This is a genomic window from Nocardia iowensis (assembly GCF_019222765.1).
GTDB lineage: Bacteria > Actinomycetota > Actinomycetes > Mycobacteriales > Mycobacteriaceae > Nocardia > Nocardia iowensis.
On sequence record NZ_CP078145.1, the window covers coordinates 4,856,020 to 4,882,051 of the forward strand.

27 protein-coding genes are annotated in these 26,032 nt (G+C 66.9%); 12 read left to right on the forward strand and 15 right to left on the reverse strand.

Annotated features, from left to right (window positions below; genetic code table 11):
* Nucleotides 1-19: 19 nt before the first annotated feature.
* The gene (locus KV110_RS22480) at nt 20-1,204 is read right to left on the reverse strand and encodes a cytochrome P450 (RefSeq protein WP_218469253.1); all 1,185 of its coding nucleotides are present in this window, start codon (nt 1,202-1,204) and stop codon (nt 20-22) included.
* A gap of 94 nt (nt 1,205-1,298) precedes the next feature.
* On the opposite strand from KV110_RS22480, the gene KV110_RS22485 reads away from it, so the two are divergent.
* Together KV110_RS22485 and KV110_RS22490 are read left to right on the forward strand one after the other, a co-directional pair.
* A complete protein-coding gene (locus KV110_RS22485; RefSeq protein WP_218469254.1) occupies nt 1,299-1,850 on the forward strand; it encodes a TetR/AcrR family transcriptional regulator in 552 nt (183 codons plus the stop codon).
* A gap of 134 nt (nt 1,851-1,984) precedes the next feature.
* Nucleotides 1,985-3,130, forward strand: a complete 1,146-nt coding sequence (locus tag KV110_RS22490) for a serine hydrolase domain-containing protein (RefSeq protein ID WP_246633917.1) — start codon at nt 1,985-1,987, stop codon at nt 3,128-3,130.
* A 48-nt stretch (nt 3,131-3,178) separates the two neighbouring features.
* Here the strand turns inward: KV110_RS22490 and KV110_RS22495 are convergent, their stop codons facing one another.
* Genes KV110_RS22495 through KV110_RS22510 form a run of 4 tightly spaced genes read right to left on the reverse strand, consistent with a single transcriptional unit; the run spans nt 3,179 to nt 7,402 of the window.
* Nucleotides 3,179-4,267: a beta-ketoacyl synthase N-terminal-like domain-containing protein gene (locus KV110_RS22495; RefSeq protein ID WP_218469255.1), complete on the reverse strand. Its 1,089-nt coding sequence runs from the start codon at nt 4,265-4,267 to the stop codon at nt 3,179-3,181.
* A 43-nt stretch (nt 4,268-4,310) separates the two neighbouring features.
* Nucleotides 4,311-5,498: a beta-ketoacyl-[acyl-carrier-protein] synthase family protein gene (locus tag KV110_RS22500; RefSeq protein ID WP_218469256.1), complete on the reverse strand. Its 1,188-nt coding sequence runs from the start codon at nt 5,496-5,498 to the stop codon at nt 4,311-4,313.
* A gap of 17 nt (nt 5,499-5,515) precedes the next feature.
* Nucleotides 5,516-7,162 carry an AMP-binding protein gene (locus tag KV110_RS22505; RefSeq protein ID WP_218469257.1) on the reverse strand — a complete coding sequence of 549 codons (1,647 nt, stop codon included), beginning with the start codon at nt 7,160-7,162 and terminating at the stop codon, nt 5,516-5,518.
* A gap of 3 nt (nt 7,163-7,165) precedes the next feature.
* Complete coding sequence (locus tag KV110_RS22510; RefSeq protein WP_218469258.1) at nt 7,166-7,402, reverse strand: phosphopantetheine-binding protein; 237 nt, start codon at nt 7,400-7,402, stop codon at nt 7,166-7,168.
* 251 nt (nt 7,403-7,653) lie between these two features.
* Here KV110_RS22510 and KV110_RS22515 point away from each other — a divergent pair, with 251 nt between their 5' ends.
* From KV110_RS22515 to KV110_RS22525, 3 genes are read left to right on the forward strand one after another with little or no spacing between them, the layout of a single operon-like run.
* Entirely contained in the window at nt 7,654-8,940 is a 1,287-nt protein-coding gene (locus tag KV110_RS22515) for a DegT/DnrJ/EryC1/StrS aminotransferase family protein (RefSeq protein WP_218469259.1), read from the forward strand.
* A gap of 22 nt (nt 8,941-8,962) precedes the next feature.
* Nucleotides 8,963-10,129, forward strand: coding sequence for an FAD-dependent oxidoreductase (locus KV110_RS22520; protein ID WP_218469260.1), 1,167 nt, complete (start codon nt 8,963-8,965; stop codon nt 10,127-10,129).
* On the forward strand, nt 10,126-10,908 hold the full coding sequence (locus KV110_RS22525; RefSeq protein WP_218469261.1) for a MaoC family dehydratase: 783 nt from the start codon (nt 10,126-10,128) through the stop codon (nt 10,906-10,908). The genes KV110_RS22520 and KV110_RS22525 overlap by 4 nt, the downstream gene beginning before the upstream one ends.
* Here the strand turns inward: KV110_RS22525 and KV110_RS22530 are convergent.
* From KV110_RS22530 to KV110_RS22565, 8 genes are all read right to left on the reverse strand, one after another.
* Nucleotides 10,877-11,326 (reverse strand): acyl-CoA thioesterase, encoded by a 450-nt coding sequence (locus KV110_RS22530; RefSeq protein WP_218469262.1) that lies wholly within the window; start codon nt 11,324-11,326, stop codon nt 10,877-10,879. The genes KV110_RS22525 and KV110_RS22530 overlap by 32 nt on opposite strands.
* A 2-nt stretch (nt 11,327-11,328) precedes the next feature.
* Entirely contained in the window at nt 11,329-12,237 is a 909-nt protein-coding gene (locus KV110_RS22535; protein ID WP_218469263.1) for an ACP S-malonyltransferase, read from the reverse strand.
* Nucleotides 12,238-12,260: 23 nt separating this feature from the next.
* Nucleotides 12,261-13,001, reverse strand: a complete 741-nt coding sequence (locus KV110_RS22540; protein ID WP_218469264.1) for an SDR family NAD(P)-dependent oxidoreductase — start codon at nt 12,999-13,001, stop codon at nt 12,261-12,263.
* Entirely contained in the window at nt 12,998-13,798 is an 801-nt protein-coding gene (locus KV110_RS22545) for an SDR family NAD(P)-dependent oxidoreductase (protein WP_218469265.1), read from the reverse strand. The genes KV110_RS22540 and KV110_RS22545 overlap by 4 nt, the downstream gene beginning before the upstream one ends.
* 190 nt (nt 13,799-13,988) lie before the next feature.
* Nucleotides 13,989-14,366: a helix-turn-helix domain-containing protein gene (locus KV110_RS22550; protein ID WP_218469266.1), complete on the reverse strand. Its 378-nt coding sequence runs from the start codon at nt 14,364-14,366 to the stop codon at nt 13,989-13,991.
* 96 nt (nt 14,367-14,462) lie between these two features.
* Nucleotides 14,463-14,768 (reverse strand): hypothetical protein, encoded by a 306-nt coding sequence (locus KV110_RS22555; protein ID WP_218469267.1) that lies wholly within the window; start codon nt 14,766-14,768, stop codon nt 14,463-14,465.
* A gap of 4 nt (nt 14,769-14,772) precedes the next feature.
* Nucleotides 14,773-15,396, reverse strand: coding sequence for a TetR/AcrR family transcriptional regulator (locus KV110_RS22560; protein ID WP_218469268.1), 624 nt, complete (start codon nt 15,394-15,396; stop codon nt 14,773-14,775).
* A complete protein-coding gene (locus KV110_RS22565) occupies nt 15,393-15,797 on the reverse strand; it encodes a VOC family protein (protein ID WP_218469269.1) in 405 nt (134 codons plus the stop codon). The genes KV110_RS22560 and KV110_RS22565 overlap by 4 nt, the downstream gene beginning before the upstream one ends.
* Nucleotides 15,798-15,978: 181 nt before the next feature.
* On the opposite strand from KV110_RS22565, the gene KV110_RS22570 reads away from it, so the two are divergent.
* Nucleotides 15,979-16,281: a hypothetical protein gene (locus KV110_RS22570; RefSeq protein ID WP_218469270.1), complete on the forward strand. Its 303-nt coding sequence runs from the start codon at nt 15,979-15,981 to the stop codon at nt 16,279-16,281.
* On the opposite strand, the gene KV110_RS22575 is transcribed toward KV110_RS22570, so the two are convergent.
* Nucleotides 16,278-17,321, reverse strand: a complete 1,044-nt coding sequence (locus tag KV110_RS22575; protein ID WP_218469271.1) for an alpha/beta hydrolase — start codon at nt 17,319-17,321, stop codon at nt 16,278-16,280. The genes KV110_RS22570 and KV110_RS22575 overlap by 4 nt on opposite strands.
* 137 nt (nt 17,322-17,458) lie before the next feature.
* On the reverse strand, nt 17,459-18,823 hold the full coding sequence (locus KV110_RS22580; RefSeq protein ID WP_218469272.1) for a cytochrome P450: 1,365 nt from the start codon (nt 18,821-18,823) through the stop codon (nt 17,459-17,461).
* Nucleotides 18,824-19,017: 194 nt separating this feature from the next.
* Between KV110_RS22580 and KV110_RS22585 the strand changes: the two genes are divergently transcribed.
* The 6 genes from KV110_RS22585 to KV110_RS22610 are packed head-to-tail and all read left to right on the forward strand — an operon-like array spanning nt 19,018 to nt 26,022.
* Entirely contained in the window at nt 19,018-20,202 is a 1,185-nt protein-coding gene (locus tag KV110_RS22585) for an ROK family protein (RefSeq protein WP_218469273.1), read from the forward strand.
* A 22-nt stretch (nt 20,203-20,224) separates the two neighbouring features.
* Nucleotides 20,225-21,727, forward strand: coding sequence for a sugar ABC transporter ATP-binding protein (locus tag KV110_RS22590; protein WP_218469274.1), 1,503 nt, complete (start codon nt 20,225-20,227; stop codon nt 21,725-21,727).
* Entirely contained in the window at nt 21,724-22,770 is a 1,047-nt protein-coding gene (locus tag KV110_RS22595) for an ABC transporter permease (RefSeq protein WP_246633918.1), read from the forward strand. The genes KV110_RS22590 and KV110_RS22595 overlap by 4 nt, the downstream gene beginning before the upstream one ends.
* Nucleotides 22,771-22,793: 23 nt before the next feature.
* Nucleotides 22,794-23,840, forward strand: coding sequence for a substrate-binding domain-containing protein (locus tag KV110_RS22600; RefSeq protein WP_218469275.1), 1,047 nt, complete (start codon nt 22,794-22,796; stop codon nt 23,838-23,840).
* 14 nt (nt 23,841-23,854) lie between these two features.
* Nucleotides 23,855-25,018 carry a Gfo/Idh/MocA family protein gene (locus KV110_RS22605; RefSeq protein ID WP_246633919.1) on the forward strand — a complete coding sequence of 388 codons (1,164 nt, stop codon included), beginning with the start codon at nt 23,855-23,857 and terminating at the stop codon, nt 25,016-25,018.
* Nucleotides 25,015-26,022 (forward strand): sugar phosphate isomerase/epimerase family protein, encoded by a 1,008-nt coding sequence (locus KV110_RS22610; protein ID WP_218469276.1) that lies wholly within the window; start codon nt 25,015-25,017, stop codon nt 26,020-26,022. Before KV110_RS22605 ends, KV110_RS22610 begins: the two co-directional genes overlap by 4 nt.
* Nucleotides 26,023-26,032 lie beyond the last annotated feature (10 nt).

Here is a 26,032-nt window from a genome sequence, read left to right on the forward strand (position 1 = left end):
CCCGGCTCGAAGGCGGCGTTCACCAGGTGACGGGTAGCTCGGCGATACCGCGGTCGAGCACGCTGGCGGTGACCGGAATTCGCGAGACCGGGACAGCCAGCCGCAGCGTGGGAAAGCGAGTGACGAGCCCGGCGAACACCACCTGTAATTGCATTCGCGCCAGCGGCGCGCCGAGGCAGTGCCACGGGCCGTGTCCGAAAGCGAGATGGTGGTTGGGCGCCCGCGTCAGGTCGAAGTGGTCCGGCTCGGTGAAGGCTCGCGGATCGATGTTGGCCGCGGTGATGTCGAGCAACACCAGCTCGCCCGCGCGGATGGTGACATCGCCGAGTTCGATGTCGGCCCGTGCGTACCGGGGCAGCATCGGCGCATCGCCACCGCCCGCACTGATCGCTACGCGCAAGATCTCTTCCACCGCCGACGGCACCAGATCGGGGTTGTTCCGAAGGACCTGCCATTGACCTGGTCGGCTCAGCAGCAGCACGACGCCGACGTCGATTTCCGAGGACGTACTGGCGAGACCTGCGGTGAGCAGAAAGGCAGCCAGGTGGGCGATGTCGTCATCGGACAGTTCGTGTTCCGGTGCGCAGAGCGACGAGAGCACGTCATCGCGCGGATCGGCGCGCTTGCCGCCGATCAACTCCCGGGTGAGCGAAATCAGTTCGGCGAGACCGGCATCGGCGGCCTGCCGCCCATCGAAGCCCATGATCGTATCGACCGCTGCCTGGAATCGTGCGCGCTGGCCGGTGGGAATGCCGAGCAGTTCGCAGAGCACCGCCGACGGAATCGGGACCGACAGTGCCTGGCGCAGATCCGCCGGTCGCGTGGCGGCGGCCATCGCGGCAAGCGCCCGGTCCACGTGTTCGGTCACTCGCGGGCGGATGGCCCGCATCCGCCTGGCGGAGAAGAACGGCGTGAACAAGGCGCGCAGCTTGGCATGGTCGGTCGGCTCGGTCGCGTAGTCCTGCGTCGGTCCGAGCAACGGGGCCGCGCCGACCCGCGGCGCGTTGTCCGGATCGGGGTGCGAACGGCCCAGCCGGTCGTCCAGGAACAGGCGTTTCACCTCGGCGTGCCTGGTCACCAACCAAGCCGGGTTGCCAACAGCGGTGCGTACTTGAGCAATTGGCCGCTCGGCCTGCAAGCGGCGCAGCAGCGGGGCCGGGGCGAAGGGGTCCGGTTGATCGAACGGAAGGGTCGGAAGGCTCATGACCACTCCTTGTTTACTCTCAAGTGTACATTCCAAAGTAAATATAGCTCAGTTTGTATACTCCCGTGTAAACAAGCGGAATGAGGTGTGCGCGATGCGACTGGCGCGATCCGAGCGACGCGAGCAGCTGCTCGACGCCGCCACCCGGGCGTTCGCTCGTTCCGGCTTCGCCGCGACCAGCCTCGACGACGTCGCTACCGAGGCGGGCGTGAGCCGGGTAATCCTGTACCGCCACTTCGAGTCCAAGGCCGACCTGTACCGCACGGCGCTGGCCCGGGCAGCCGAACAACTCGCCACCGCAAGCGAAAGCGAGTTCGGCGGGCCCGCCGTCACCGAGCTGCTCCGCTGGGCGGAGGCGAACCCCGCAGGTTTCCGGCTGTTGTTCCACCATGCGGCCCGGGAACCCGATTTCCGCGCCGAGGCAGATCAGCTGCGAGCGGAGATGGTGATCGCCGTCCGCCGCAACTTGACCGAACTGATCCCCGACAGAGCATGGGCGGACTGGGCGGCACAGCTCGGCACAACCACGGCCATCGAGGCGATCATGGCGTGGCTGGACGCCGGTAGACCGGACCCCGACCAAGCCGCCACCCGTATCGGCGATGCGGTCGCCGGTGTCATCCAGGCCGCGCGGCCACGCTCCTGACGCGGGACCGCAGTGGTGCTGGCGCTACCACCAACAGAGGTGGCCGCTGCATTGGAGTGGTGATTCGGCGCTTCTAGAGTGGTTTACCGGACCGCGGCGCGCTTGCCGCGGTCGGAGCAGAAGGGGGAACCGCCTTGCGGACAAGGGAATTCCGTCGATTACTGACCGGCGTGGCGTTGGTGTCCATCATGGCGACGGCGGCATGCACTTCCGAAGGTGCCGGTACCACCGAGCCTGCCCCGGTCGACGTGGGCCGTCCGGAGGTCACCCGTGCCTTGGACCGTTTGATCGAGATCGGATTGCCAGGGGCCCAAGCCGTGGTGACCGATCGGGGGCGGAACTGGACCGCCGCCGCGGGAGTCGGCGACCTCGAGCACCGCACGCCGTTCCCGGAGGCCGCCCGAGTACGGATCGGTAGCAACACCAAGACTTTTACCGCGACTGTCATGTTGCAGCTGGTAGCCGAGGGGAAGGTGGAACTCGATGCTCCGGTGGAGCGCTACCTGCCCGGCGTCGTGCGCGGTGACGGCATCGATGCCGAACGCATCACCATTCGAAATCTGTTGCAGCACACCAGCGGTCTGCCCGACTACGCGGACCTGATACCGGAGTTCACGGCGAACCCCCTGACCCATTACGGAGCGGACGAACTCGTGCGTCGAGCCTTGACGCTGCCCGCCCAATTCCAGCCCGGCGCGAAGTGGAACTACTGCAATACCAACTACTTGGTGGCCGGTGCGGTGATCGAGCGGATAACGGGCAGTTCGGTCGAGGCCGAGATCACCCGCAGGATCATCGAGCCACTGGGCCTCCGCGACACCTACTATCCGGCGGATGGCGATGCCGTCCTTCGCGATCCGCATCCGAGCGGCTACGCCATTATCGACGGTAAGCGCGTCGACATCACGAAACTGGACCCCTCCGCGGGCGGAGCGGCCGGTGCGATGGTTGGCACCGGCGCGGATCTGAATCGGTTCTTCACGGCCTTGCTGGCCGGTCAACTACTGCCACCCGCGCAGCTGGCCGAGATGAAACGTACTGTTCCGATGGAAGTTCCGGGGCCGCCGCTCAGCTACGGGTTGGGTCTGATGCAACGCCCGCTGTCTTGCGGCAAGGAGTTCTGGGGCCACGGCGGCGATATCGACGGTTTCGAAACCCGCGGCGGCGTCACCGGGGACGGCCGCGCGGTCACCGTGAGCGTCAACCAGATTCCCGAAGCAGCGGAAGCGACCGCCGACGTCATGAAGGTCGTCGACGCCGCCCTCTGCGCAACCACCTGACCCGCCCGCTCGGCACCGGCCGACCCACTCCGACCGACCGGGCGTGGATCAGCGCGGATCCCGTGCCAGGACCGCGGCAACCGCGGTTCCGTTGTCGCCAGTAGAGAGGACGACGGCATACGGCAGATCCGCGTCGAAACCTGCCACTGTCACGTTCACGGGACAGCCATCGCGGTCGGGGCGGCGAACTCCCTGTAGCGGGGGCAGGAAGCCCCGGCGCATCGACTCGACGGCGAGCACGACTTCCGCAGGAAACGATGCGCCGTAGAGATGTCCATAAGCGGCTTTCGTTGAGGTGACCGGGGTTTCGCGGCCGAGGACGCGCGCTATGCCGACCGCTTCGGCTCGGTCCCCCGCCCGGGTTCCGGCGCCTTCGGCAACAACGAAAGCGATGTCGTCCGGGACCAGGTCCGCGCTGCGCAGTGCGGTGCGGATGGCCCGCTCCACCGGCTGGGGATCCGCCGGCGGACCAGCGACCACCGCACTGCTGAGCAGGTAACCGAGTGCACGGCCGCCCGGCCGTTCCAGCACCAGCGCGGCCGCACCCTCGCCGACCTGATGTCCAGCACGCTCGATATCGAAGGGGCGGAAGGGATTCGGGTGCGCCGCTGGTGGCGCCGCGTCCGCTCCCCCGACCAGCGCCCAGTCGTTGCGCTCGGCACGAACGGCCAGCGCCCCCATATGACAAGCGATCGCGCCGCTGACCCGCCCCGCCGCGAATGTGCGACTCGCGCCCAGCAATTGGTGTTCGATGCTCAGCCACCCTTGCGCCGACGCGGGGAACCAGGCGGTCGCCACCCAGGGACTCATCGCCTCAGGCCCTGCGGCCGTGGACGATTCGAACGCCCGCGCGAGGGTGGCGGTACCCCCGCCCGAAGTTCCCCACCACACACCCGCGTCAGCGGCTTCCGCACCGAGACGGCCCGCGACACCCATCGCCTCGCGCACCGAGGCGAAAGCCAAGTGGGCGAAGCGATCAGTTTTCTTCGCGATCCGCCGTGGCACCGCTAGCTCGGCGGACACCCGATGGCGCGGCTCCGCACCGTCGTCTGCCGGGCTGGCCAGCCGAGTCCATACTTCCTCGACTCCGGTTCCGACTCCAGTGAGGATTCCTGTACCGGCCACCCCGAGGTCCATCTCCCACCTCTCTTCCTCAACATGTCGATTTCAGTGCGGACAGTCACCGAGCGCCGCTGATCGTCACGGCGGTATGCACGCCGCCGAGTCCGGTCGCGAGAACCAGGGCGGTCCGGACGGGTGCGGCACGCGGCCCCGTGGTGACGTAGTCGAGGTCGCATTCCGGGTCCGGCACCGCGTAATTCGCGGTGGGCGGGATGGTGGCGTGCTCGAGCGCGCCGAGCGCCGCGAGCGTACCGAGCAGACCGGCAGCACCTAGGGCATGGCCGTGCACCGCCTTTCCCGCGGTGATCGGAACGTGGGCGGCATGCGGGCCGAAAGCGTCTTTGACGGCATTGGTTTCGAACAGATCGTTCTGTGGCGTGCCGGAGCCGTGGGCGCAGATCAGGTCGATGGCCGTAGGTTCGACGGCTGCCGCGCGCATGGCTCGCCGGATCACTCGGGACAGGGCGACGCCGTCCGGCGGCAGATCGCTCATGTGCCAGGCATTGTTACCACTTGCCGTGCCGGTGATCTCACCATAAATCGGACAGCCACGCGCTCGGGCATGGTCGAGGCGCTCCAGCAGAACCGCCGCAGCGGCCTCGGCCAGCACCATTCCGTTGCGCCGCCGATCGAACGGGCAGCACTGGGCCGGGTCGAGCTCAGCGGTCGGTCGCGCGAGCGCACCGATGTTGTCGAGCATTCCGACGCTCAGCGTGTTGAAGGGCGATTCGGCACCGACCACCAAGACGGCATCCAGTTCCCCCGCACGCAGCCAGTCGGTCCCAACTGTCACGGCGTCGAGGCCGGAGGAGCAACCATTGGACAGCGTGAGCGCGCCCGCGCCCGCGCCGACCAGCTCACGCAGCAGCCCCGTCGTGTAGTCCGGCAATGCGGTCCGTAGGTCGCCCGATTCCGCCTGCGCAGCGGTGATCTCACTCATGCCGCCATTGACCGAGGTGAAGACGACACCGAGACGCTCGGGCGCGATGGCGGCGGGCAGCCCGTCTTTCATGCACTGCTCGGCGGCATCGAGCGCCAACGCGGTAACCCTCGGTACCCAGGCCTGGTCCCGGAAATCGCTGATCCGACCGGAAACCGTGCTCCGGAAACCGGATTCGCGCATCCACGGGTCCACCTGGAGCTTCGAATGGCCAGCGACCAGCCCAGCCCAGAACGACGTGAGATCCGGTCCGAGCGGCGACACCACGCCCCGTCCGGTGATTGCGACCCGTGATGAATCAGCCATGCTTCGATCACCTCCAGCTATTCGACCAGCAGTGCGCGCAGCCGTTTGCGGTCGACCTTGCCGATGCCGATCTTCGGGATCTCCCCCACGTATTTCACGTCGTCCGGCAACTTGAATTCGGCGAATCCCTGCGTGCGCAGGTGATCTCGCAGAGCCGCCAGCGGCGGTCCAGCCCAGTCGGGTGTCACGACGAACACCGAGATCAGCTCGCCGTAGATCTCGTCGGGACGGCCGACCACCGCGACATCCTCGATCTCTGGATGACCGCGCAGCGCGTCCTCGATCTCGTCCGGGGAAATGTTCTCCCCGCCCCGACTGATCACGTCCCCGGTCCGCCCGAGGATCGTCACCGAACCGTCCGCGGCGATCCTGGCCACATCCCCGGTCCGATAGAAACCGTCCGCGGCGAACCCGCGCCGATCGGCCGCGGCGTCGTCGAAGTATCCGGCCACGGTGTAGGGGCCACGGGTCCACAGTTCACCTGTGCCGTACGCCATTTCGCCATTGTCGGCAACCAGTCGCAGCTCATCGCCCGGCGAGGCGGGCCTGCCCTGGGTGCGGTAACGCACCGAGTCCGGGTCGGACCGGTCGGTGAAGCACAGCAAGCCCTCGCTCATCCCATAGCACTGCTGCACGAACGCGCCGGACCCTTCCTCGAGCGACCGCATGAGCACTTCCGACGGCCGGGCGCCGCCGATCTGGATAACCCGCATCGTCGCCGCGCACCGTGCCAACCCTTCCGCTTCGGCGAGCCATTGCCGCGCGACAGCGGGCACGACGGTGGTATGGGTGACCCCTTCCCCAGCCGCCATGGCGAGCGCGGCGGCCGGATTGCGATGGTCACCGAACACGACGGTGCCCCCGACCAGCAGAGTGCCGAGCACCCCTGGGCAATCGAGGGTGAAGCCGTGGGTCGCGGGCAGCACCGCCAGATACACCGATTCCGCATCGAATTCGGATGCCGCGGCAGCCCGCGTGATCATGTACCCGAATGGCCCGTGCTCCCGCGGGATCAACTTCGGCAGGCCGGTGGTACCGCTGGACAGCAGCATCACCGCGACCTTGTCGAGATCGCGCGCCGGTGCGCCGATTGCCCGGCTACGACCCTCGGTCATCGGGGTCAGCACCGGCGCGGCACTGTCGGAAGCCTCGGGTAGCCCCAGTACGGCGACCGGCGCGGCGATCCGCTCGGCCACATCACCGAGCCGCCGTAGCGCCCGGCGCGCGCCGAGATCGCGAGCGGGCGCGATGATCATCAGCGCGGCTTGCGCGGTGGCCACGACGTGGCTGGTCTCCCGGACGCCGAGGCTCGGCATGACCGGAACCGGGATCGCGCCCACCCGCAGCACACCGAGCAGCGCGACGGCGAGTTCGGCGCAGTTGTTCATCTGCACCGCGATTCGGTCGCCCGGCACGATCGCGGCGGCGGCCAGTTCGGCGGCCAGGCGTTCCACCGCATGCCACAGCTGACGGTAGGTCAGCCGCTGATTCGGTGCGACCACAGCGGTTTTCGTGCCTGCCTGCGCGGCCACCCGGGCGATGTGTTCCTCCAGCCTGCCGTCCATCCACCACCCCTGGGAGCGGTAGTGCGCGATCCGGTCCAGGGGCAGCCGCCGGTAGCTGTTCGGTGCGGCTTCGACCGAACTGCTCAGGTCCGCCGTCACGACCTACTCCGCCCGTACGGTATGTCCACCGCTGACCAGGGCGGCCAGCTCACCGACGGTGAAATCCGGCTGCGCGGCGAAATCGAGCACCACACCGTACTTTTCTTTGATTTCCAGCCGCAATTCGACCATCTCGGTCGAGTCGAGGCCGAGTGTTTCGCGCATAGATGAGCTGTCATCGATATCGTCGGTATCAACGCCCATGTCGGTCAGAATTTCGATGATTCCCTCGGTTGTCACAACATCTCCCATGCTGTCGGAGTAATCTTGTCCCCGCGACCAGCCCGCCGACCTGACCGCGAAACAGCTTGTCTCACAGGATGAAACAACTTGCCGAACATACCTTTGACAACCGAGCGTAACAGCGGAGCAGCACCGGAGATATCGCCCGAATGGGGGTATCACACCGATACCATCGCCCCATAGAATTAGTACCACTTGGAACCAACGGCCGTATTTACTCATTCGGCCGCCGGGTGGAGGATCCATTCATGGCTTCGCACGCAGTAGATGAAGGACAGCAGACAGCTCCCCGACAGTATGCCGTGCCCTACGCCCGCATCGGATCGGTGCTCGGAGCGGACGAACACGAGGCGATCGCCGCGGTGCTCGACAACGGCACGACCCTGACCCAGGGCGAGTGGCGAGCCCGATTCGAGGCCGCGCTCGCGGACTATATCGGTGTGCGATACGCCGTCACCGTCACCAGCGGGACCGTCGCGCTGGCGCTGGCCATCCACCTGCTCGACCTGCGGCCGGGCGACGAGGTCATCGCCACGCCGCAGACCTACCAGGCCTCGATTCAACCGCTGCTCGACTACGACGTCGAGGTGAAATTCTGTGATGTGGACCCGATCACCCTCAATGCCGATCCCGCGGCGGTCGAACGGCTCATCGGCCCGAAGACCCGGGCCATCGTTCTGGTGCACTACGGCGGACTGACCGCCGATATGCGGCGGATCCGAGACCTCGCCCGCCGCAACGACATCCTCGTCATCGAGGACGCCGCACATGCGCTCGGCGGTGACTACTTCGGCAAACGCCCCGGCAGCCTTGCCGATCTCGGCTGCTTCAGCTTCCACTCGGCGAAGAACATCACCACACTCGGCGAAGGCGGGATGATCACCTTCGACCGCGACGACTGGTGGCAGCGGCTGGATCGCCTGCGCTCCAACGAAGTCGACGCGATCTTCGCGCCGCGGCAACGCGGCGCCGACCGGCTGGCCACGCCGCCACGCAGCCTGGCATGGATGCGCGATGTCGGCGATGCCTACACCATGGACTGCCACGATATCCGCCGATCGGGCACCAATGCCGCGATGAGCGAGGTGGCCGCCGCGGTCGGCCTGGTTCAGCTACGCAAGCTCGACCGCATGGTTGCCCGCCGCCGTGCCATTGCCGCACGACTGGACGAGGTCCTCGCTGACGCCGCCGGAATCACGGTGCAGCGCAGCGACAATCCCAATATCGGCCACGCGTACCACTTCTACACCTTCTTTGCCGACAAGTCGGTGGGGCGGCACCGCGATGAGATCATCGAGGCGCTCGATCGGGCCGGCGTCGAGGTTCAGTTGCGATACTTCCCCCTGCATCTGCGCCCCGAATGGCGGATGCGCGGGTCTCGAGCGGGCGACTGCCCGAATACCGAGCAGCAATGGTTCCACACCCAGGTCAACCTGCCATGCCATCCCCGCCTGACCGATCGCCAGGTCGACCATTTGGTGAACGCCCTGTCCGACGTGCTCATCACGAGACCTCGCGCCGCCGTCCATTTGTAAACCGCAAGGAGCATCGACTGTCATGACCGAAATCCAGACCTACGCCGCGATCGTCGTCGGTGGCGGTGCCGTCGGGCTCAGTGCCGCACGGGAACTGGGCCGACGCGGCATCCATACGCTGGTGCTCGAGGCGGGACCGCTGTTCCACGACCACGCCAGTTCCGCTGGTACCGAACGGCATTCCCGGGTCCAGTATTCGCAGGAAGACCTGTCCCGGCTCGCCTTGGAAACCGCCGCCGAGTGGGATCGCCTGGAGAGCGAGTCCGGACGCAGGCTGCGGCATCGCGTCGGTAGTTTGTGGTTCGGCGACGTCGACGTCGACACCAATGAAGGCCAGATCACCTCCGCCGCACGGGTTATGGACAAACTCGACATCCCCTACGAGTGGTTGACCGCGCGCGAAATCACCGACCGTTTCGGCTTCCGCGACCTCCCCGCCGACTACGCGGGCTTCCTACAACCCGACGGCGGCATCGTCGACGTAAAGGCCACCCTGCTGGCACTGTACGAGCTCTCGATCCGGTCGGGAGTCCATGTCACGCCCAACGCGCCGGTGCGGTCGATCGAGCCGGAAACGGACACTGTTCGCGTCGTCACCGATTCGGGCACCTACCGCACCTCGTCGCTGGTGGTCGCGGCCGGTCCGGCGACCGCGCGCCTGCTCCGGCCGTTCGGCGTCGACATGGACTACCGCGTCTTCGAAATGGCCAACCTCTCGTTCGTACCCAGCAACGGCCGGGTCGAACTGCCGTTCTGGTTCGCGTTCCAGCAGCCCACCGAGCGCGATACGAATCTGTTCTACGGTTTCGGCCCTCGGCCGTGGGCCACCGACAGTGCCTGCCGGGTGGCCCCGATGTTCGAGATCGACGAGATAACCGCGGAGACCGTGCCGACGCTGCGCCCCAAGGCATATGACGTCGACCGCGTCCACGACTGGGTGCGTACCCATATGCCCATGCTCGAAGCCCGCGCCGTTTCCGCCACTACCTGTTTGGCCGTGCTGCCCCGAGACCCCGCGCGGCAGTTCTATTTCGGACCGGTGACCGCACCCGGGGCGGGCACAGCGCGGATCGCCACCTTCGCCGCGGGTTGGGGATTCAAGTTCGTCCCTATCCTCGGCCGAGTGCTCGCCGACTGGGCCTGCACCGGCAAGACAGACGTTGATGTGCAACGCCTTTCGGTCTCGTGACGAAAACGCACTGCACGCTCGGCGCCGACGACATCCACCGCTATACCCAACTGGTCGACAGCGCCGACCCGTCCGGGCGGGTCCACCCACTGGCCCTGGTGCGCGCCGCGGCGCCGCTCTGGGAGCCAACGGTGACCGAGATCCGGTCCGCGCACCGGCAGCGTCCGGTGATCCACCTTGCCCAGTCGGCGCTCTTCGCACGGGCGGTGCGCCCCACCGAACAGCTCATCGGCCGGTGCGATGTGCACGCGGTGCAAAGTCTTGGCGATGACGCCGTCTATACGTTGCGGGTCTCGTTCACCGAGCCGACCGGTGCGCGGGTTGCCCAGTTCGACGTGGCGCTGCTGATCGACGGGCAACCTGATGAGGCGGCCGAGTTACCGCCGTGGCGAGCGCATCGCGCGGCGGCGGGCACCGACACCATCGGCCTGCGACGGCGGCATTTCGATCTGGGCAGCGCGCGGGATTACGCCCGGGTCTCCCGTGATGCCAACCCGATCCATCGGCACGCCAAGGCCGCCCAGGACGCGGGTTTCCCCGGCCCGATCGCGCACGGGCTGCACGTCCTCGCGGCAGGGGTATCGGTGGCACGCGAACTCGATGTCTGCCCGTATCAACAGCTGGCGGAGATCCGCACTCGGTTCGGCCACCCCGTGGTGTTGCCCACGGATGTGTCATATCGGGTGCAGCGCACCGCGGACGCGCGAACCTTCCGTATCGCGGCAGACACCGCCGCCGGGCCCGCACTCAAACGGTGCTGGTTCCGCTTGCGGGAGTGAGCATCTCGTCCCCGGTGAAGGCGTTGCGCACACTCGTCGGCGGCGGCACCGGCCGGAAATCGGTGGCGTCGACCCACACGTACCGGTTCGACACCACCGTTACCGTCGCCTCGGCGCGGCGCATCAGATAGATCAAGGTCAGCGAAGTCCGGCCGACTTTGCCCACACCTACGGTCACGGTGAGTTCTTCGTCGAACCGACACGGCTGCAGGTATCGCACCTGTGATTCGGCCAGGACGAGTTCGACGCCGTGCTCGGCCACCTGGTCGTAGGAGCCGAACAGCCGCTTCATCGACTCCAGGCAGGCCATGTCGGCGTAGGCGAGGTAATGCGCGTTGAACACCACGCCCTGCGGGTCGCATTCGTGATACCGCACCCGCAGCGGCATGTCCAAGATCTCCCTGGTGATGTCATGCATGATCATGCTCCCTTGCTCGTCGCGGTCTGCTCGATCACTGTGTGGTATTCGACGAAATCCAGTCGTCCCAAGCGCTTACCGAGTTTGTGCAGCACCTGCCCCGGCCCGGCGTCAACCATCCGGCGCACGCCGAGTTCGTGCGCCACCGACAGGGTTTCGACCCACCGCACCGGCAGCACCAGCGCCCTGGCGAGGGCGCGCCGGACACCTCGCGCGGTGGTCAACGGCCGCGCCTCGGTCGACGAGACGAACGTGCAGTTCGGCGGCCGAATCTCGATCGCGTCCAGGGCAGCGGTCCATTCCGGCAGCGCACCGGCCATGTGCTGACAGTGGAACGCGCCACCGATCGGGAGGACCTGTGCTTCCGCGTCGACCGCCGCCGCGTCCTCGGCCACTTGCCGCACCGCGTCCGGATCACCGGACAGCACAATCTGTTTGGGCCCATTGATCGCCGCGACCTCCAGGTGTGCGGACGGCTGGGTGAACGAGATCCGTCGCCGCATCCATTCGACCTCGGTCGCGTCCAACCCCATCACGGCGACCATCGCACCCGGCCGTTCCGCGCTCGTTCGCTGGCACAGCTCGCCGCGCGTACGAGCGAGCCGAACAGCGTCGTCCTCCGAGATCGCCCCCGCGAAGGCCAGTGCGGTGATTTCGCCGAAACTGTGCCCGGCCACCAGTGGCACGTTCGCGAGCGACGGCGCGATCGCCCTGGCCCGGACGAGTCCAAGCGCCAGCATCGTTGGCTGCACGACGCGGGTGTCGGTGAGATCGAGGTCGGCGACGTCGGCCCGATGCAGGCTTTCGAGCACCACGGAGATCAAGGGTGCCGACCGCAGCTCCGCCAAGTCTCGTCGCAGATCCGCGGGTTTGACGCCCTGTCCGGGGAAGGCCAGCGCAAATCCGGTCATTGTGCTCCTCCAGGTCCCACTGGTTAAGAGATCGTGTAGCCGCCGTCGATGACCAAGTTCTGACCGGTCACCATGGGGTTCGCGAGCAGGAAGAAGATCCCGTCCACCACGTGATCCGGTTCGACGGGTTCCTTACCGAGCGGAGTCCTCGCGAGAATCCGCTCCCTCGCCGGTTCCGGTGTCGCCGAGGTCAGCGCGCTGTCCATGAATCCGGGGCAGACCGCGTTGATAGTGATATTGCGCGCCGCATACTCGACCGCGAGGGCTCGGATCAGGCCGAGCACACCGGCTTTCGAGGCCGCGTAGGAGGACTGGCCCGCAATTCCGTGCAGCGCGGACGGTGACGAGACGACCACGACGCGACCGGCCCGCTTGCGCATCATCATCGGAACGACGCCGCGCAGTAGCCGGTAGGTGCCGAGCAAATTGACCTCGATGACCGACCGCCAGCGCTGTTCGTCCTGCTCGATGAGCAGTCCGTCGTCGGTGACCGCCGCACAGTGCACGAGGTCGGTGATCGGTCCGAACCGCTCGCGGACATCGGCGATCATCGTCTCCACCGCGGCGCCGTCCGCCAAGTCGGCTTTTACCGGCATGGCCAGCCCCGCGTTCTGTGCGGTCACCTCGTGCGGGCGCTGCGGGTTCGCCGAGTAGTGCAGTGCCGTTGGAATCCCCATGGCCAGCAGGCGATCGGCGACGCGGCCGCCAAGCAGCCCGGACGCGCCGGTAACCAGCGCCACCCGGTCGCGCGCCGCCGACGTCATGACCGCACCGCGTACTCGGCGACAGCCGCATTCGGCCAGGAGGTCAGTGAAAGGCCGCCGTCCGCGATCACGGTCTGCCCCCACATCCAGCCCGCTGCCGGGGATACCAGGAATCCGACCACGGCGGCGAGTTCGGCGGGCACGCCGAGCCGCCGCGCGGGTGTCTGCTCCGCGACGCGCTGTGCCGCAACGGGATCCGGCAAGAGCTGGCGTAATGGCCTGCTCTCCAGCGGCCCCGCCGACGCACAGTTCACCCGAATGTTGTCGTCCCGGTATTCATAGGACAAATAGCGGGTCAGCGATTCCACCGCCGCCTTGGTGACGCCCACCGCCGCGTAGCCTGGAACCGGATAGGTCGAGCCGGTCGAGGAAACATTGCAGATCACGCCGCCGCGGTCGCGCATCAGGGCCGCCGCGTGCTGCGAGCAGCGCAGCGTGCCGAGCAGATTCGTATCTATCGCCCGCGCCCAATCCTTGCCGGAGAGATCGCTCAGTGCGCCGAACGCACCTGAGGCCGCATTGTTGACGAGAATATCCAATGTCCCCCAGCGTTCTTCGATGCTGCGGAAGAGACGCTCCACCGAGTCTTCGCGGGCCACCGAGGCGCGCATCGTCGCCACTACCGAGCCGCCGAGCTCGGCACGGGTGCGCTCGGCGTCTTCCTCGGAATGGCAGTAGTTGATGATGACGCGCGCGCCCAATCGCGCGATTTCTTCGACAATGGCGCGGCCGGTGCCACGGGCGCCACCGGTGACGAGGGCGAGCTTTCCGGCCAGCGGTGCTATTTCGGGCGACATCGGTTTCCTTATCCGATACGACGACGAAGTATGCCTTCGCATTCCACGGTAACTGCCCCGATCTCGAATGTCACTGCACCGAATGTCTCGTGGTATTAATACCACCGGGCTTGCCGCCGGTATGAATTCAGCAAAATATCCACCTCGTCACCCTGCCATGACCGAGGTGGATACTTCCTTTGCACGCGCCTCAGGCGGTCTCGGCGCGCAACAGTCCCCACTTGTAGGCGATCGACACGGCTTCGGTGCGATGCGACGCGCCGAGCTTCGAAAGCACCGCGTGCACATGCGCTTTCACCGTTTGCTCCTTGATTCCGAGCACCTTGCCGATCCGCCGATTCGTCGCACCGTCGGCCAGCAGGTCGAGAACCTGCGCCTGCCTGCGGGTAAAGGTGAATACGTCGGACTGGGCGGGCGTTGCCGACAGCGGTACCGGCTCGTACTCGACCCGAGGTCGAGCCCACAAGCGCTGCAACGCGTCAATTGCCTGCTGTTGTGATTCGATGGCGCGTTGCAGGCTGCTGATGACGCACTCGATTTCTTCCGGGTCGTAGGCGGTTTGCTGCATATTTCCGGCCCCTCCCAACACTCCCCCACGAGGGTGCTGATCTTCGCTTTCCGATGGGTGGCTCGTTCCGTCGGAGCTCGCCGTTGAGCTCCCTTGCTACTCCCCGGAATTCCGGAGAGACGTACTGAGCGAGACCGGATAAGCCAGGACACCGCTGGTGCCGAAACCATCGCTGGTCGGCTCCGGCGCGTCGTAATAGACGGTGACGATCCGGTCGATGGTGTCGTAAGCGGCGACAGTCCCCCAGGTGTACCGCACAAAATGTCCGACGTCGTAGACCGGTGCGAGCACCCGGCAACCGGGACACAACACCGCGGTACCGCCACCCGTGCCGTTCGGAAACGGATTCGGCCTGCATTCGAAATGCATTGCCAGATCGATCAGGTACTGCGCCGCCGGCATGGTGTCATCCCTTCAAGCCGGAAGTGATGAGATCGAGGATGCTGTCCGCCGTCGCGTCGGCATCCATGCCGCGCGACGGGGAGCGCCACTCGTAGGTCCAGTTCAACGCGCCGAGCAGGACCCGGACCGCATGGGCCTCGTCGACCGGCCGATAGATTCCCTGCCGCACGCTCTCGGCGACCGCGTACCGGAACATCGCCTCGTATTCCCCACGTAGGTCGATGATTTCGGCTTGGTACTCCGGATTGAGCTTGCGCCAGTGATGGAAGTACACCACCACGGCGGCCGCGCGACGCTCCATCACCCGCATATGCGACCGGCAGAGCTCGCGCAGTCGCTGCTCGGGATCGGCGATGGTGTCGACGCACTGCGTTGCGCCCTCGGTGAATTCACGGGCGACATCGAGAATGATGACGCGCAGGATGTCGGCCTTGCTGCCGACGTGCGAGTACAGGCTCGCGCTCTTGATCCCCATCTCGTCGGCGATCTGCCGGATCGTGGTGGCGCCGTAGCCGTATCGGCTGAACAGATCGGTGGAGATCTCGATCAGCCGCCGGTACCGCGGCGGCAAGCCGCTCACCGGCCCACGCCGACCCCGCGGTCCGGCTACTTCCGGCAGCTCGGTCATGCCGCCGATAGGGACTGGACCAGGTAGTACCGGTTACCTTCTGGGTCGGCGAAACCGGCGAGGCGGATGTTCCAGGCCTGCTCGGTCGTGGGCTCGCCGTCGAAGGCGACGCCTCGTTCGACGAGTTCGGCGTAGGTGCGATCGACGTCGTCGACGGTGAAACTCACATGATCCAAGCCCTGCGGATTGCCGACCAGATCGGGCAGTCGCTTCGTCTGCCCCGCGGCGTCGGTCGTCCGGAACAGATACAGGTACTGCTCACCTACGGCCACCTGAGCCGAGGGTGGCTCGCCCGCCAGGTCCAGCTCTGTCGGTAGGCCCACTTGATCTGCGAAGAACCGCGCGACCCGCTCCACATCCCGCACTGCGACCCCGATGTTGTCCAGCCGCTGAATGGCCATACCCACCCTCCTTAGCTAGCGACCGATAGCCCTATCAACCGATAGTATAAGTCGCCGGGAACGCCGGTACAACCATCCGACGTGCTCGCGATTTCCCCACACCGAGACCGTCGCCGAACCCGACGGTGCCACAGCGCAACTCGACGCTGGCCCGCTGAGGAGGTGGGGTAGCTTCGTACCCGTGAGTACATCGAAGAGCAGTGTGCAGTGGAAACGTGGGATCAGCGGTGCGGTGTTGGCCGGGACGGTAGTAGCGGGTGTGTTGTCCGGTACGGCGGCCACGGCCTCGGCCGAGAGCGGTCAGTTCGACCCCGGTGTGGTCAGTTCGGCACCGGTGGCGAATGACGGGTGCACCTTCTCGTCGGTCGGCGGCTCGTGCTCCGACCCGGGTCCGGTCGGCGGAGCGGTGATCGCCTTCCGTAATTGGCTGGTGAGTATGGGCTACGGGACCGGAAGTTCGTCGCTGTCCGCCCACTTCTTCTAGCGGTCGGCGGCTCGATCCGAGAGGTTCTTCGCCAACCACGCCAGCGACATGGGGTAGCGATAGTCGATGCCGCCGTGTTTGGCGTCGAACAGCTCGAAATTGATCACATCCTTGTGCACGCCGTTGTCGAGCAGTGCCTGGCGGAAAGCTTCGGCGCCGATGTCCAGATACCATTCGTCCTTGGTGCCGCCGTCGATCCAGATCGCCCGCATCGACCGCATGGCCTCGGCGTGGGTGGGCACCATGCGGATCGGGTCCCAATCCAGCCAGCGTTGCCAGACATCGGGTTTCAGCACGCCGGTGCGGGGATCGAACGGAAGCTCCGGGCGGCCGTCGTGGCCCGGTGAGAAGCAGGCGGCGACGCCGTACACCACGAGAAGATCGTGGTCTTCGGGTTTGGTGAAGGACACCCGCTGCTGAAACTCGGCCCACCACCGGTGAATATCTCCGTCGTACGCTCGGAGATGGCGCACGGCGTCCGGGAATTCGGGAATGTAGCAGTATTCGTAGAGAGCGTCACCGGCATGGGTTGCCAAGGCGCCGAACAGGTCTGGACGCAGCATCGGCGTGATCATCGCACCGAATCCGCCGCTGCTCTTGCCCATGATGGCGCGATGATCACGGTCGGCGGCCGTGCGATAGTGCGCGTCCACCCAGGGGACGATCTCATCGCAGAGGTAAGAGTGGTACGGGCCGGTGCCGCGCGAGTCGACGAACTGGCTGCCGCCGTAGGCGGTCCACGCGTCGACGTACACGACAATCGCGGGCGGAGCCTCACCCGCCACGAAGACCGCGTCGGCGGTTTCGGGAAACGGACGACGGAACGGCATCCGATTCCGCCACATCTCGACGTGACCGCTGTAGCCCTGGATAACGTAGATCGACGGATAGCGTCTGTCGCCATCCTCCTCGTAACCGGGCGGCACATACACCCACAACGGGCGTTGATGCGGATCCTGCAACGGGTTGTCACGCAATAGCGCGCTCTCGAAGATGTGTTCATCGAGACGTCCGGCAAGTTCGGCAGACCAAGGCAGCATTCATCCTACGTTAGCCGCGCCGCGCCCACCTTCGATGCCTTTCCGCATGATGAAGTTCCCGTATCTGCTTGCGGTGCGGCAGTTTTCGCGGCGGCGATCCGTTGTCCTCCGCATCGGTGCTACGGCGCTGCGGTGAATCAGGACGGGATGGGCTCGCGGAGGGTGAGATTCATGTGGATGTCGTCAGCTGCCCATAGTACGAAGCGCTCGATCGGGATCACTGGATGGTCAGGGGCGAGCTCGAAACGGAACCGCTTCAGCAGGACCGCCAGGACGAGTTCGGCTTCGATCATGGCCACGGCCGCGCCTTCGCAGCTGCGTGGGCCGACGCCGAAGGGGATGTAGGCGAGTCTGGGGCGGGTGGCGGATTCCTGCGCGGCGAACCGTTCGGGCCGGAAGACCTCTGGGCTCGGCCAGTATTCGGGGTTCAGGTGGACGGCCCAGATCGGGTAGAAGATCGTGGTACCGGCGGAGATCGTATATTCGCCCACGCGAAGGTCTTCGGTGGCTTCGCGGGCGCCGTAGGGTCCGGGCGGGTACAGGCGCATCGATTCCTTGAGCACCATGTTCAGATACGTCAGGTGTTTCAGATCCGCGTAGTCGGGCGCGGGCCGGTCCCCCACGACGCGCGCGAGTTCTTCGACGACGCGATCGGCCGCGTCCGGGTGTTGCGCCAGCAAGTACAGGGTCCAGGAGATGGCGACGCCGGTGGTGTGGTGGGCGGCCAGCAGGGTCATCAGCACGGTGTCGCGGATCCGCGCCGGTAACTGACCCGCGGCAGCGAGGGCGGCGATCAGGTCGCTGCCGACGGTCGGTGAGCCGCCGTCCTGATGCGCGGCGAGCACACCGTCCACGATCCCCCGCAGATAAGTCAGTGCTCGCTGCGCGCGGACGCCGCGTTCCTGGTCGGTGCCCGGCAGGTCGACCTGATACAGCCGAGCCAGTTGTTCGGTCAGCACATCCTCGAACGCCGACACGATCCGTCCGGCCTGTTCCGGCGAATCCAGGCCGCTGCCGAGCGCATAGTCGCAAATCATGCGCAGCGACAGCTGACTGAGCTGCTGCTGTAAGGCAATCGGGCCGTCGGAAGCCGATTCGGCCCACCGATCGGCCAGTTCGATGGCCAGCGTCACGAACTGCCCGAAATGCGCCTCGTGCGAGGGACGCGCGGCCAGGACCGACAGCAGCACCCGGCGCCATGGCGTGTGCTCCTCGGCGGGGATGGTTTGGAGATTGTCCGACTCCTGCAGTGGCGCAAGGAACTCGAACAGCTTTTCCGGCCGCTTATCGATCTTCGCGGTGGCCTCCAGTAGCACCGGGTCGGCGACCGACACCGCGGCCTCCGCACCGGGCAACCGGAAACGGACCACGGGGCCGTAATCGGCGTGCAGCTTCAGCTGATAGTTGTGCAGCCCGCCCGCGGCCACGATGTCGGCGAGGCCATCCCCCTCGCCACGCGGTCCCGGGATCCGGGCGGACGTACCGTCGCGGCCTGGTTCCATGACATTCCTCCAGGGCCATGCTCCCCGGCGCCGGTACTTCACGCAAGCCATTGCTCTTGTCCAACAGACACTTCCGGTGCACCTCGGCAACTTTGTCCTGCCACAGAACAAACTTGGGCTCAATCTGTCTAAAGCGAAGACAAAGCTCGACAAAGTGCGGTTGAATTCGCTCAGCAGATAGAAAGAAGCAGCTGATGCGGATCGCGGCCCGACCTGAAAACGCCCACCAGGCACGGCTTTTACGGCTGCTGCGCGATCGGGGCCCGCAGTCGCGGTCGGAACTGGCTCAGCCGATGGAGCTGTCCCGGTCCAAGCTCGCGGTGGAGCTCGATCGGCTCGCCACGCTCGGACTGGTCGAAGCCGGTGGCCTGGCAGCATCTAGTGGCGGTCGCCGATCGGCCATCGCCATGCTGGCCTCAGGACTGCGTTTCGCCGCCATCGACATCGGCGCCACCTCCATCGATGTCGCGGTGACCGACGGTGAATTGCGCGTGCTGGGGCAGCTTTCCGAGCCCTGCGATATCCGGCAGGGACCGACCGCGGTGCTGGAACGGGCGCTGGATCTGCTCGGCAAGCTGCGCACCGACGAGCACATGGCCGGTCGGCTGCACGGTGCGGGAATCGGCGTGCCGGGGCCGGTGAGCTTCCGCGAGGGCATGCCGGTCGCGCCGCCGATCATGCCGGGCTGGCACCGATTCCCGGTGCGCGAGGTCATCGCGCAGGAACTCGGTTGCCCGGTACTCGTCGACAACGACGTGAACATTCTGGCGCTCGGCGAGATGCACGCGGGCTCGGCGCACGCGGTGGCCGATTTCCTACTCGTCAAGGCGGGCACCGGCATCGGCTGCGGCATCGTCGTCGACGGCGGCATCTATCGCGGCGCCTCCGGCAGCGCGGGCGATATCGGCCATCTCCGGCTCACCGACGACGGACCGGTCTGCGCCTGCGGCAACAGCGGCTGCCTGGAGGCATACGCCGGCGGCGCGGCACTGGCCAGGGAGGCCACGGCGCGCGCCGGACGGTCGCCGTTTCTCGCCGACCGCCTTGCCGCCGCGGGCACCCTCACGGCCACCGACCTCGCCGATGCCGCTGCGGCGGGAGATCCGTTGGCAGTCCACATGATTCGCGAGGCTGGCAGCCATCTCGGCACCGCGCTGGCCGGGTTGGTCAGCTTCTTCAACCCCGGCATGGTGGTGATCGCGGGCGGCCTCACCGGCTTCGGGCACCCCCTGCTCGCGGAGATCCGCAGCGTGGTCTACCGCAGGTCACTGCCGTTGGCCACCGGCAACCTGCCGATCGTGCTCTCCGAGCTGGCCGAGCTCGGCGGGGTGATCGGCGCGGCGCGGCTGATCAGCGACCACGTATTCAGCGTCGCCTGACGCCACGGCAAGGAGGCCTGCCATGAACACCGTGCTGACCATGCGCGGCATCGTCAAGGACTTCCCCGGTGTGCGTGCCCTCGACCATGTCGATCTCGAGGTCCGCGCCGGGGAGGTGCACTGTCTGCTCGGCCAGAACGGCGCGGGCAAGTCCACCTTGATCAAGGTGCTGGCCGGGGCGCACCAGCCGGATTCGGGTGAGCTTCGCTGGCTGGGCGAACCGGTGCGGCTGTCCGGTCCCGCCGCGGCCACCAGGTTGGGCATCGCCACGATCTACCAGGAATTGGATCTGTGCGATGGGCTCGACATCGCCGAGAACATTTTCCTCGGCCACGAACAGGCCCGCGCCGGGTTCACCCGTCGCGCGTCGACCGCCCGCGCCGCGACCGCCTTGCTCGATCGCCTCGGCCACCGGGAGTTGCGCCCCGACACGCTCGTCGGCACCCTGCCCGCGGCCGCCAAGCAGGTGGTGAGCATGGCGCGAGCGCTGTCCTACGAGGCGCGGCTCATCGTGATGGACGAGCCCTCGGCCGCGCTAGGCAACGACGAGGTGGCCAACCTGTTCCGCATCATCGACCAGCTGCGCGCGGATGGTGTTGCCGTCGTGTACATCTCGCACCGGCTCGACGAGATTCGCACCATCGGCGATCGGATCACCGTGCTGAAGGACGGTCGCACCGTCGCCGCCGGGCTGCCCGCCAGGACCACCAGCACCGAGCACGTCGTCTCGCTGATGACGGGCGGCAACGGCGCCAAAGACGCGCTCGCACAGCAGCCGCGCGCCCAGGACGACACCGAGGTGCTACGGGTGACCGGACTCGGCCTGTCCGGGCGGTTCCGGGACATCTCGTTCGCCGTGCACGCCGGAGAAATCGTCGGCCTAGCCGGGCTGGTCGGCGCGGGCCGCTCTGAGGTCTTGGAAACCATCTACGGGGCGCGCCGTCCGTCAGCTGGCCAGATCCTGGTCGACGGTCGCCGTGTCCGACCCGGCAACACCACCGCGGCCGTGGCCGCAGGATTGGGCTTGGCGCCCGAGGAGCGCAAATCGCAGGGGCTGTTCCTGTTGGAATCGGTGGGGCGCAACATCTCTGCCGCCTCCCTGCCGCGCTACTCCCGGTTCGGCTGGTTCGACCGCGGCAGGCAACGCGCCGACACCGGCAACCTGCTCACCCGCGTCGGCATCCGCCCGGCCGATCCCGACTACCCGGTGCGCGGACTGTCCGGCGGCAATCAGCAGAAGACCGTCCTGGCCCGCTGGCTGCTGGACGACTGCCGGGTGTTGTTGCTCGACGAACCGACCCGCGGGGTCGACGTCGGCGCGCGCGCCGACGTGTACGCCCAGGTTCGCGGGCTCGCCGAGCGGGGTGTCGCGGTGCTGATGGTCTCCAGCGATCTGCCGGAATTGCTCGGCCTTGCCGACCGGGTGCTCGTCCTGCGCGACGGCGAGATCATCCACGCGGCTGCCGCGGCCGAGCTCACCGAACAGGACATCATCGCCATGATCATGGAAGGGAGTGCGCTGTGAGCGAGCGAACCGACACCACAACGCCCGCAGTCGGCACTGAGGCGAAAACACCCGTAGCGGACGGTGATCCGCCACCGATGGTGCGCCGTAAGGCGGGCGGACGCGGCGAATTACGCAAACACGTCACGCTGATCCTCGCGCTCCTCGCGTTGCTACTCGTCGGCGCCTTGACCAAGGGTGAAGACTTCCTCAGCACCAGCAACATGATCACCATCCTGACCCTGGCGTCGGTGATCGGCGTGGTGACCGTCGGGATGACGTTCGTGATCATCGGTGGCGGCATCGACCTCTCCGTCGGCGCGATCATCGCCTTGGCTTCGGTCTGGTGCACCACGACCGCCACCCAGTCCTACGGCGTGGCCGGGATGGTGCTCAGCGCACTGCTCGTCGGCCTGGGCTGCGGACTACTGAACGGGGCGCTCATCGCCTACGGCCGATTGGTGCCGTTCATCGTCACGCTGGCCATGATGGTGGCGGCGCGGGGGCTGGCCGAGCAGATCTCGGGGCGGCAATCACAGCTCGTCACCACCGACCTGCTCGCCCTCGCTCAGAATCGGGTGCTTGGCATCCCGCTGCTGGTCTATCTGTTCGTCGTGGTCGTCGCGGTCGGCTGGATCGTATTGGAGCGCACCACCTTCGGCCGCCGCACGGCCGCGGTGGGTGGCAACCCGGAGGCGGCCCGGCTGGCGGGCATCGACGTCCGCCGCCACACCCTGCTGCTGTACGCGGTGTCGGGATTGTGCTGCGGCATCGCCGCCATCATGCTCACCGCGCAGACCACCACCGGCACCAGCACCAACGGCCAGCTCTACGAACTGGACGCCATTGCCGCGGTGGTCATCGGCGGGACGCTGCTCAGCGGCGGATTCGGCACCATCACCGGCTCGATCCTCGGCGTGCTCGTCTTCACCGTGATCGAGGACCTGTTCATCCTCAACAACCTCGAACAACCCATCCAGGCGATCGGCAAGGGCGCGATCATCGTGGCCGTCCTGCTGTTCCAGCGCTTCGGCCGCGCCCGCGCGGTCCCCACTCTCACCTGATCTCCCACGTACCAAGGAAAATCATGAGCACCACAGTCTCTCTCCCCCGTCGCGGCATCCTGCTGTCCGGTCTCGCGGCAGGCGCCGGTGTCCTCGCGGCCGCCTGCACGTCCAACGACACCACGGCAGGCACTCAGGTAGCTGGCAATACCGGTGACAACGCCGCCGCCGGACAGCAAGTGCGCGTGGGGTTTTCCGCACCCGCCGCCGACCATGGCTGGACCGCGGCGATCACCCGCAACGCGCGGGCTCAGGCGGAGAAATTCGCCGATGTCACGCTCAACGTCACCGAAGGCACCAACGACGTCGCCCGCCAGATCGAGCAGGTGCAGTCGATGATCAACCAGAAGGCCGACGTCCTGGTGGTACTGCCGTTCGACGGCAACGCCCTCACCGAGATCGCGAAAAACGCGATGGCGGCGGGGATTCCAGTGATCAACCTGGATCGGGTCTTCGCATCGGCCCTGGCCTACCGCACGTGGATCGGCGGCGACAACTACGGCATGGGCGTCAACGCGGGCAACTTCATCGTCCGCAAGCTGCGCGACGCGGGCATCGGCGACCCAGTAATCGTCGAAATCGCCGGAATCGACAGCCTCCAGCTCACCCAGGAACGCAGCCGGGGCTTCCAGGACGCTCTCGCCGCCGCCGGATTCCGTATCGCCGCAAGGCAATCCACCGATTTCACAGCGTCAGGTGGCCAGCAGGTGGCCAGTCAGATGCTGCAGGCGACGAAGAAGATCGACGCCATGTGGAACCACGACGACGACCAGGGCATCGGCGTGCTGGCCGCGATCAAACAGGCCAACCGATCCGGCGAGTTCGTCATGGTCGGTGGGGGCGGCTCGGCCCAGGCCATGAAGGAAATTCAGGCAGGCAACTCGCCCTTGCAGGCCACCGTGCTCTACAGCCCGGCCATGGCCTCCTCGGCGGTCGCGCTGGCCCGGCTGCTCGGGCAGCGCAGAGCACTCGGCGATCTCGCCGAACACGATGTGCCCGCGAAGATCACGACCTTCTCCGCGGTCGTCACCAAAGACAACGCCGAACAGTATCTAGCGAACGGCTACTGACCGATCGGAGCCAGATGACCTCGACACACCGACCCACACTCGGCATCGGGATGGTCGGCCATGCCTTCATGGGCCGCGCCCATTCGCATGCCTGGCGCAGTGTGGATGCGTTCTTCGACCTGCCGTGGCGGCCGGTACCGGTCGTCCTCGCGGGCCGGGACGTCGGCCGGGCGGCCACCGCCGCCGCCCGGCTCGGCTGGGCGAGCGCCGTCGGCGATTGGAAGGAGTTGCTCGACCGCGACGATGTCGATCTCATCGATATCTGCACACCCGGCGACAGCCACGCCGAAATCGCCATCGCCGCGCTGCGTGCGGGCAAGCATGTGCTGTGCGAGAAGCCGATGGCCAACAGCGTCGCCGAGGCGGAGTCGATGGCCGCCGCGGCTGAGCAGGCCGCTCTGCGCGGGGTGCGGTCGATGGTGGGATTCAGCTACCGGCGGGTGCCCGCGCTGGCCTTGGCGCGAAATCTGGTGGCGCAGGGTCGGATCGGCACCATCCGGCACGTGCGGGCACTGTATCTACAGGACTGGCTCGTCGATCCCGAGGCGCCGCTCACCTGGCGGCTCGATCGGCGGCGCGCCGGGTCGGGCGCGCTCGGCGACATCGGCGCGCACATCATCGACGCCACTCAGTTCGTCACCGGGGAGGCGCTGACCGGGGTGTCGGCACTGCTGGACACGTTCGTCACCGAACGCCCCCGCCCGGACGGGCCGGGCCGTGGCCGGGTCACGGTGGACGACGCCGCGCTGTTCCTCGGTCGGCTCTCCGGTGGCGGACTGGCTTCCTTCGAGGCGACCCGGGTCGCCGCCGGACGCAAGAACGCACTTCGCCTCGAGCTCAACGGAACCAACGGCAGCCTGGCCTTCGACCTGGAGGCGATGAACGAATTGTGGTTCCACGACCACACCGAGGAACCGGAGACCGCCGGTTTCCGCCGCATCCTGGTGACCGAGCCGCAGCACCCCTACTCGGGTGCCTGGTGGCCCGCCGGGCACGGGCTCGGCTACGACCACACCTTCACCAACGAAGTCGCCGATCTGGTCATCGCGATCGCGGCGGGCAAGGACCCGAGCCCCAGCTTTGCCGACGGGCTCGCGGTGCAGCGAGTGCTGGCGGCGGTCGAGGAAAGCGCGGCCGACGCCGGGCGCTGGACCGCCATCGGAGGAGGACGACCATGAGACCGATCACGCTGTTCACCGGCCAGTGGGCCGACCTACCCTTCGAGCAGGTGTGTCGGCTGGCGGCCGACTGGGGCTACGACGGACTCGAAATCGCCTGTTCCGGCGATCATTTCGAGGTGGACAAGGCACTGGCCGACCCCGGTTACGCACCGCTCAAACGGAAGACTCTCGAGCGTTACGGGCTTCAGGTCTTCGCACTGTCCAATCACCTGGTCGGCCAAGCTGTCTGCGATCACCCGATCGACGAACGGCACCGAGCCATTGTGCCGCCACGCATTTGGGGCGACGGCGAGCCGGAAGGCGTGCGGCGGCGGGCCGCGGCCGAAATGGCCGATACGGCACGGGCGGCCGCGCAGCTCGGCGTGCGCACGGTCGTCGGGTTCACCGGATCGAGTATCTGGCACACCGTCGCGATGTTCCCTCCGGTGCCGCAGGAGGCGATCGAACGCGGATACCGAGATTTCGCGGAGCGGTGGAATCCGATCCTCGATGTCTTCGATGCCGAAGGCGTGCGTTTCGCGCATGAGGTGCATCCCAGTGAAATCGCCTACGACTACTGGACCACCGTGCGCGCCCTGGCTGCCGTCGACCACCGGCCTGCCTTCGGATTGAACTGGGACCCTTCCCATTTCATTTGGCAAGACCTGGACCCGGTCGCGTTCATTCTGGACTTCGCCGACCGGATCTATCACGTCGACTGCAAGGACACCAAGGTGCGCTGCGGCGACGGCAGACGCGGGCGACTGTCGTCGCATCTGCCGTGGGCCGATATGCGCCGCGGCTGGGATTTCGTCTCCACCGGGCGTGGGGACGTGCCGTGGGAAGACTGTTTCCGTGCCCTCAATGCCATCGGCTACGCCGGACCGATCTCGATCGAATGGGAAGACGCGGGCATGGACCGGCTCGCCGGGGCGCCCGAAGCGCTCTCCTTCGTCCGCCGCCTCAACGCCATCACCCCACCACCGGCCCCGTTCGACGCCGCCTTCGGAGCCGAACGGTAACGCGTGGCAT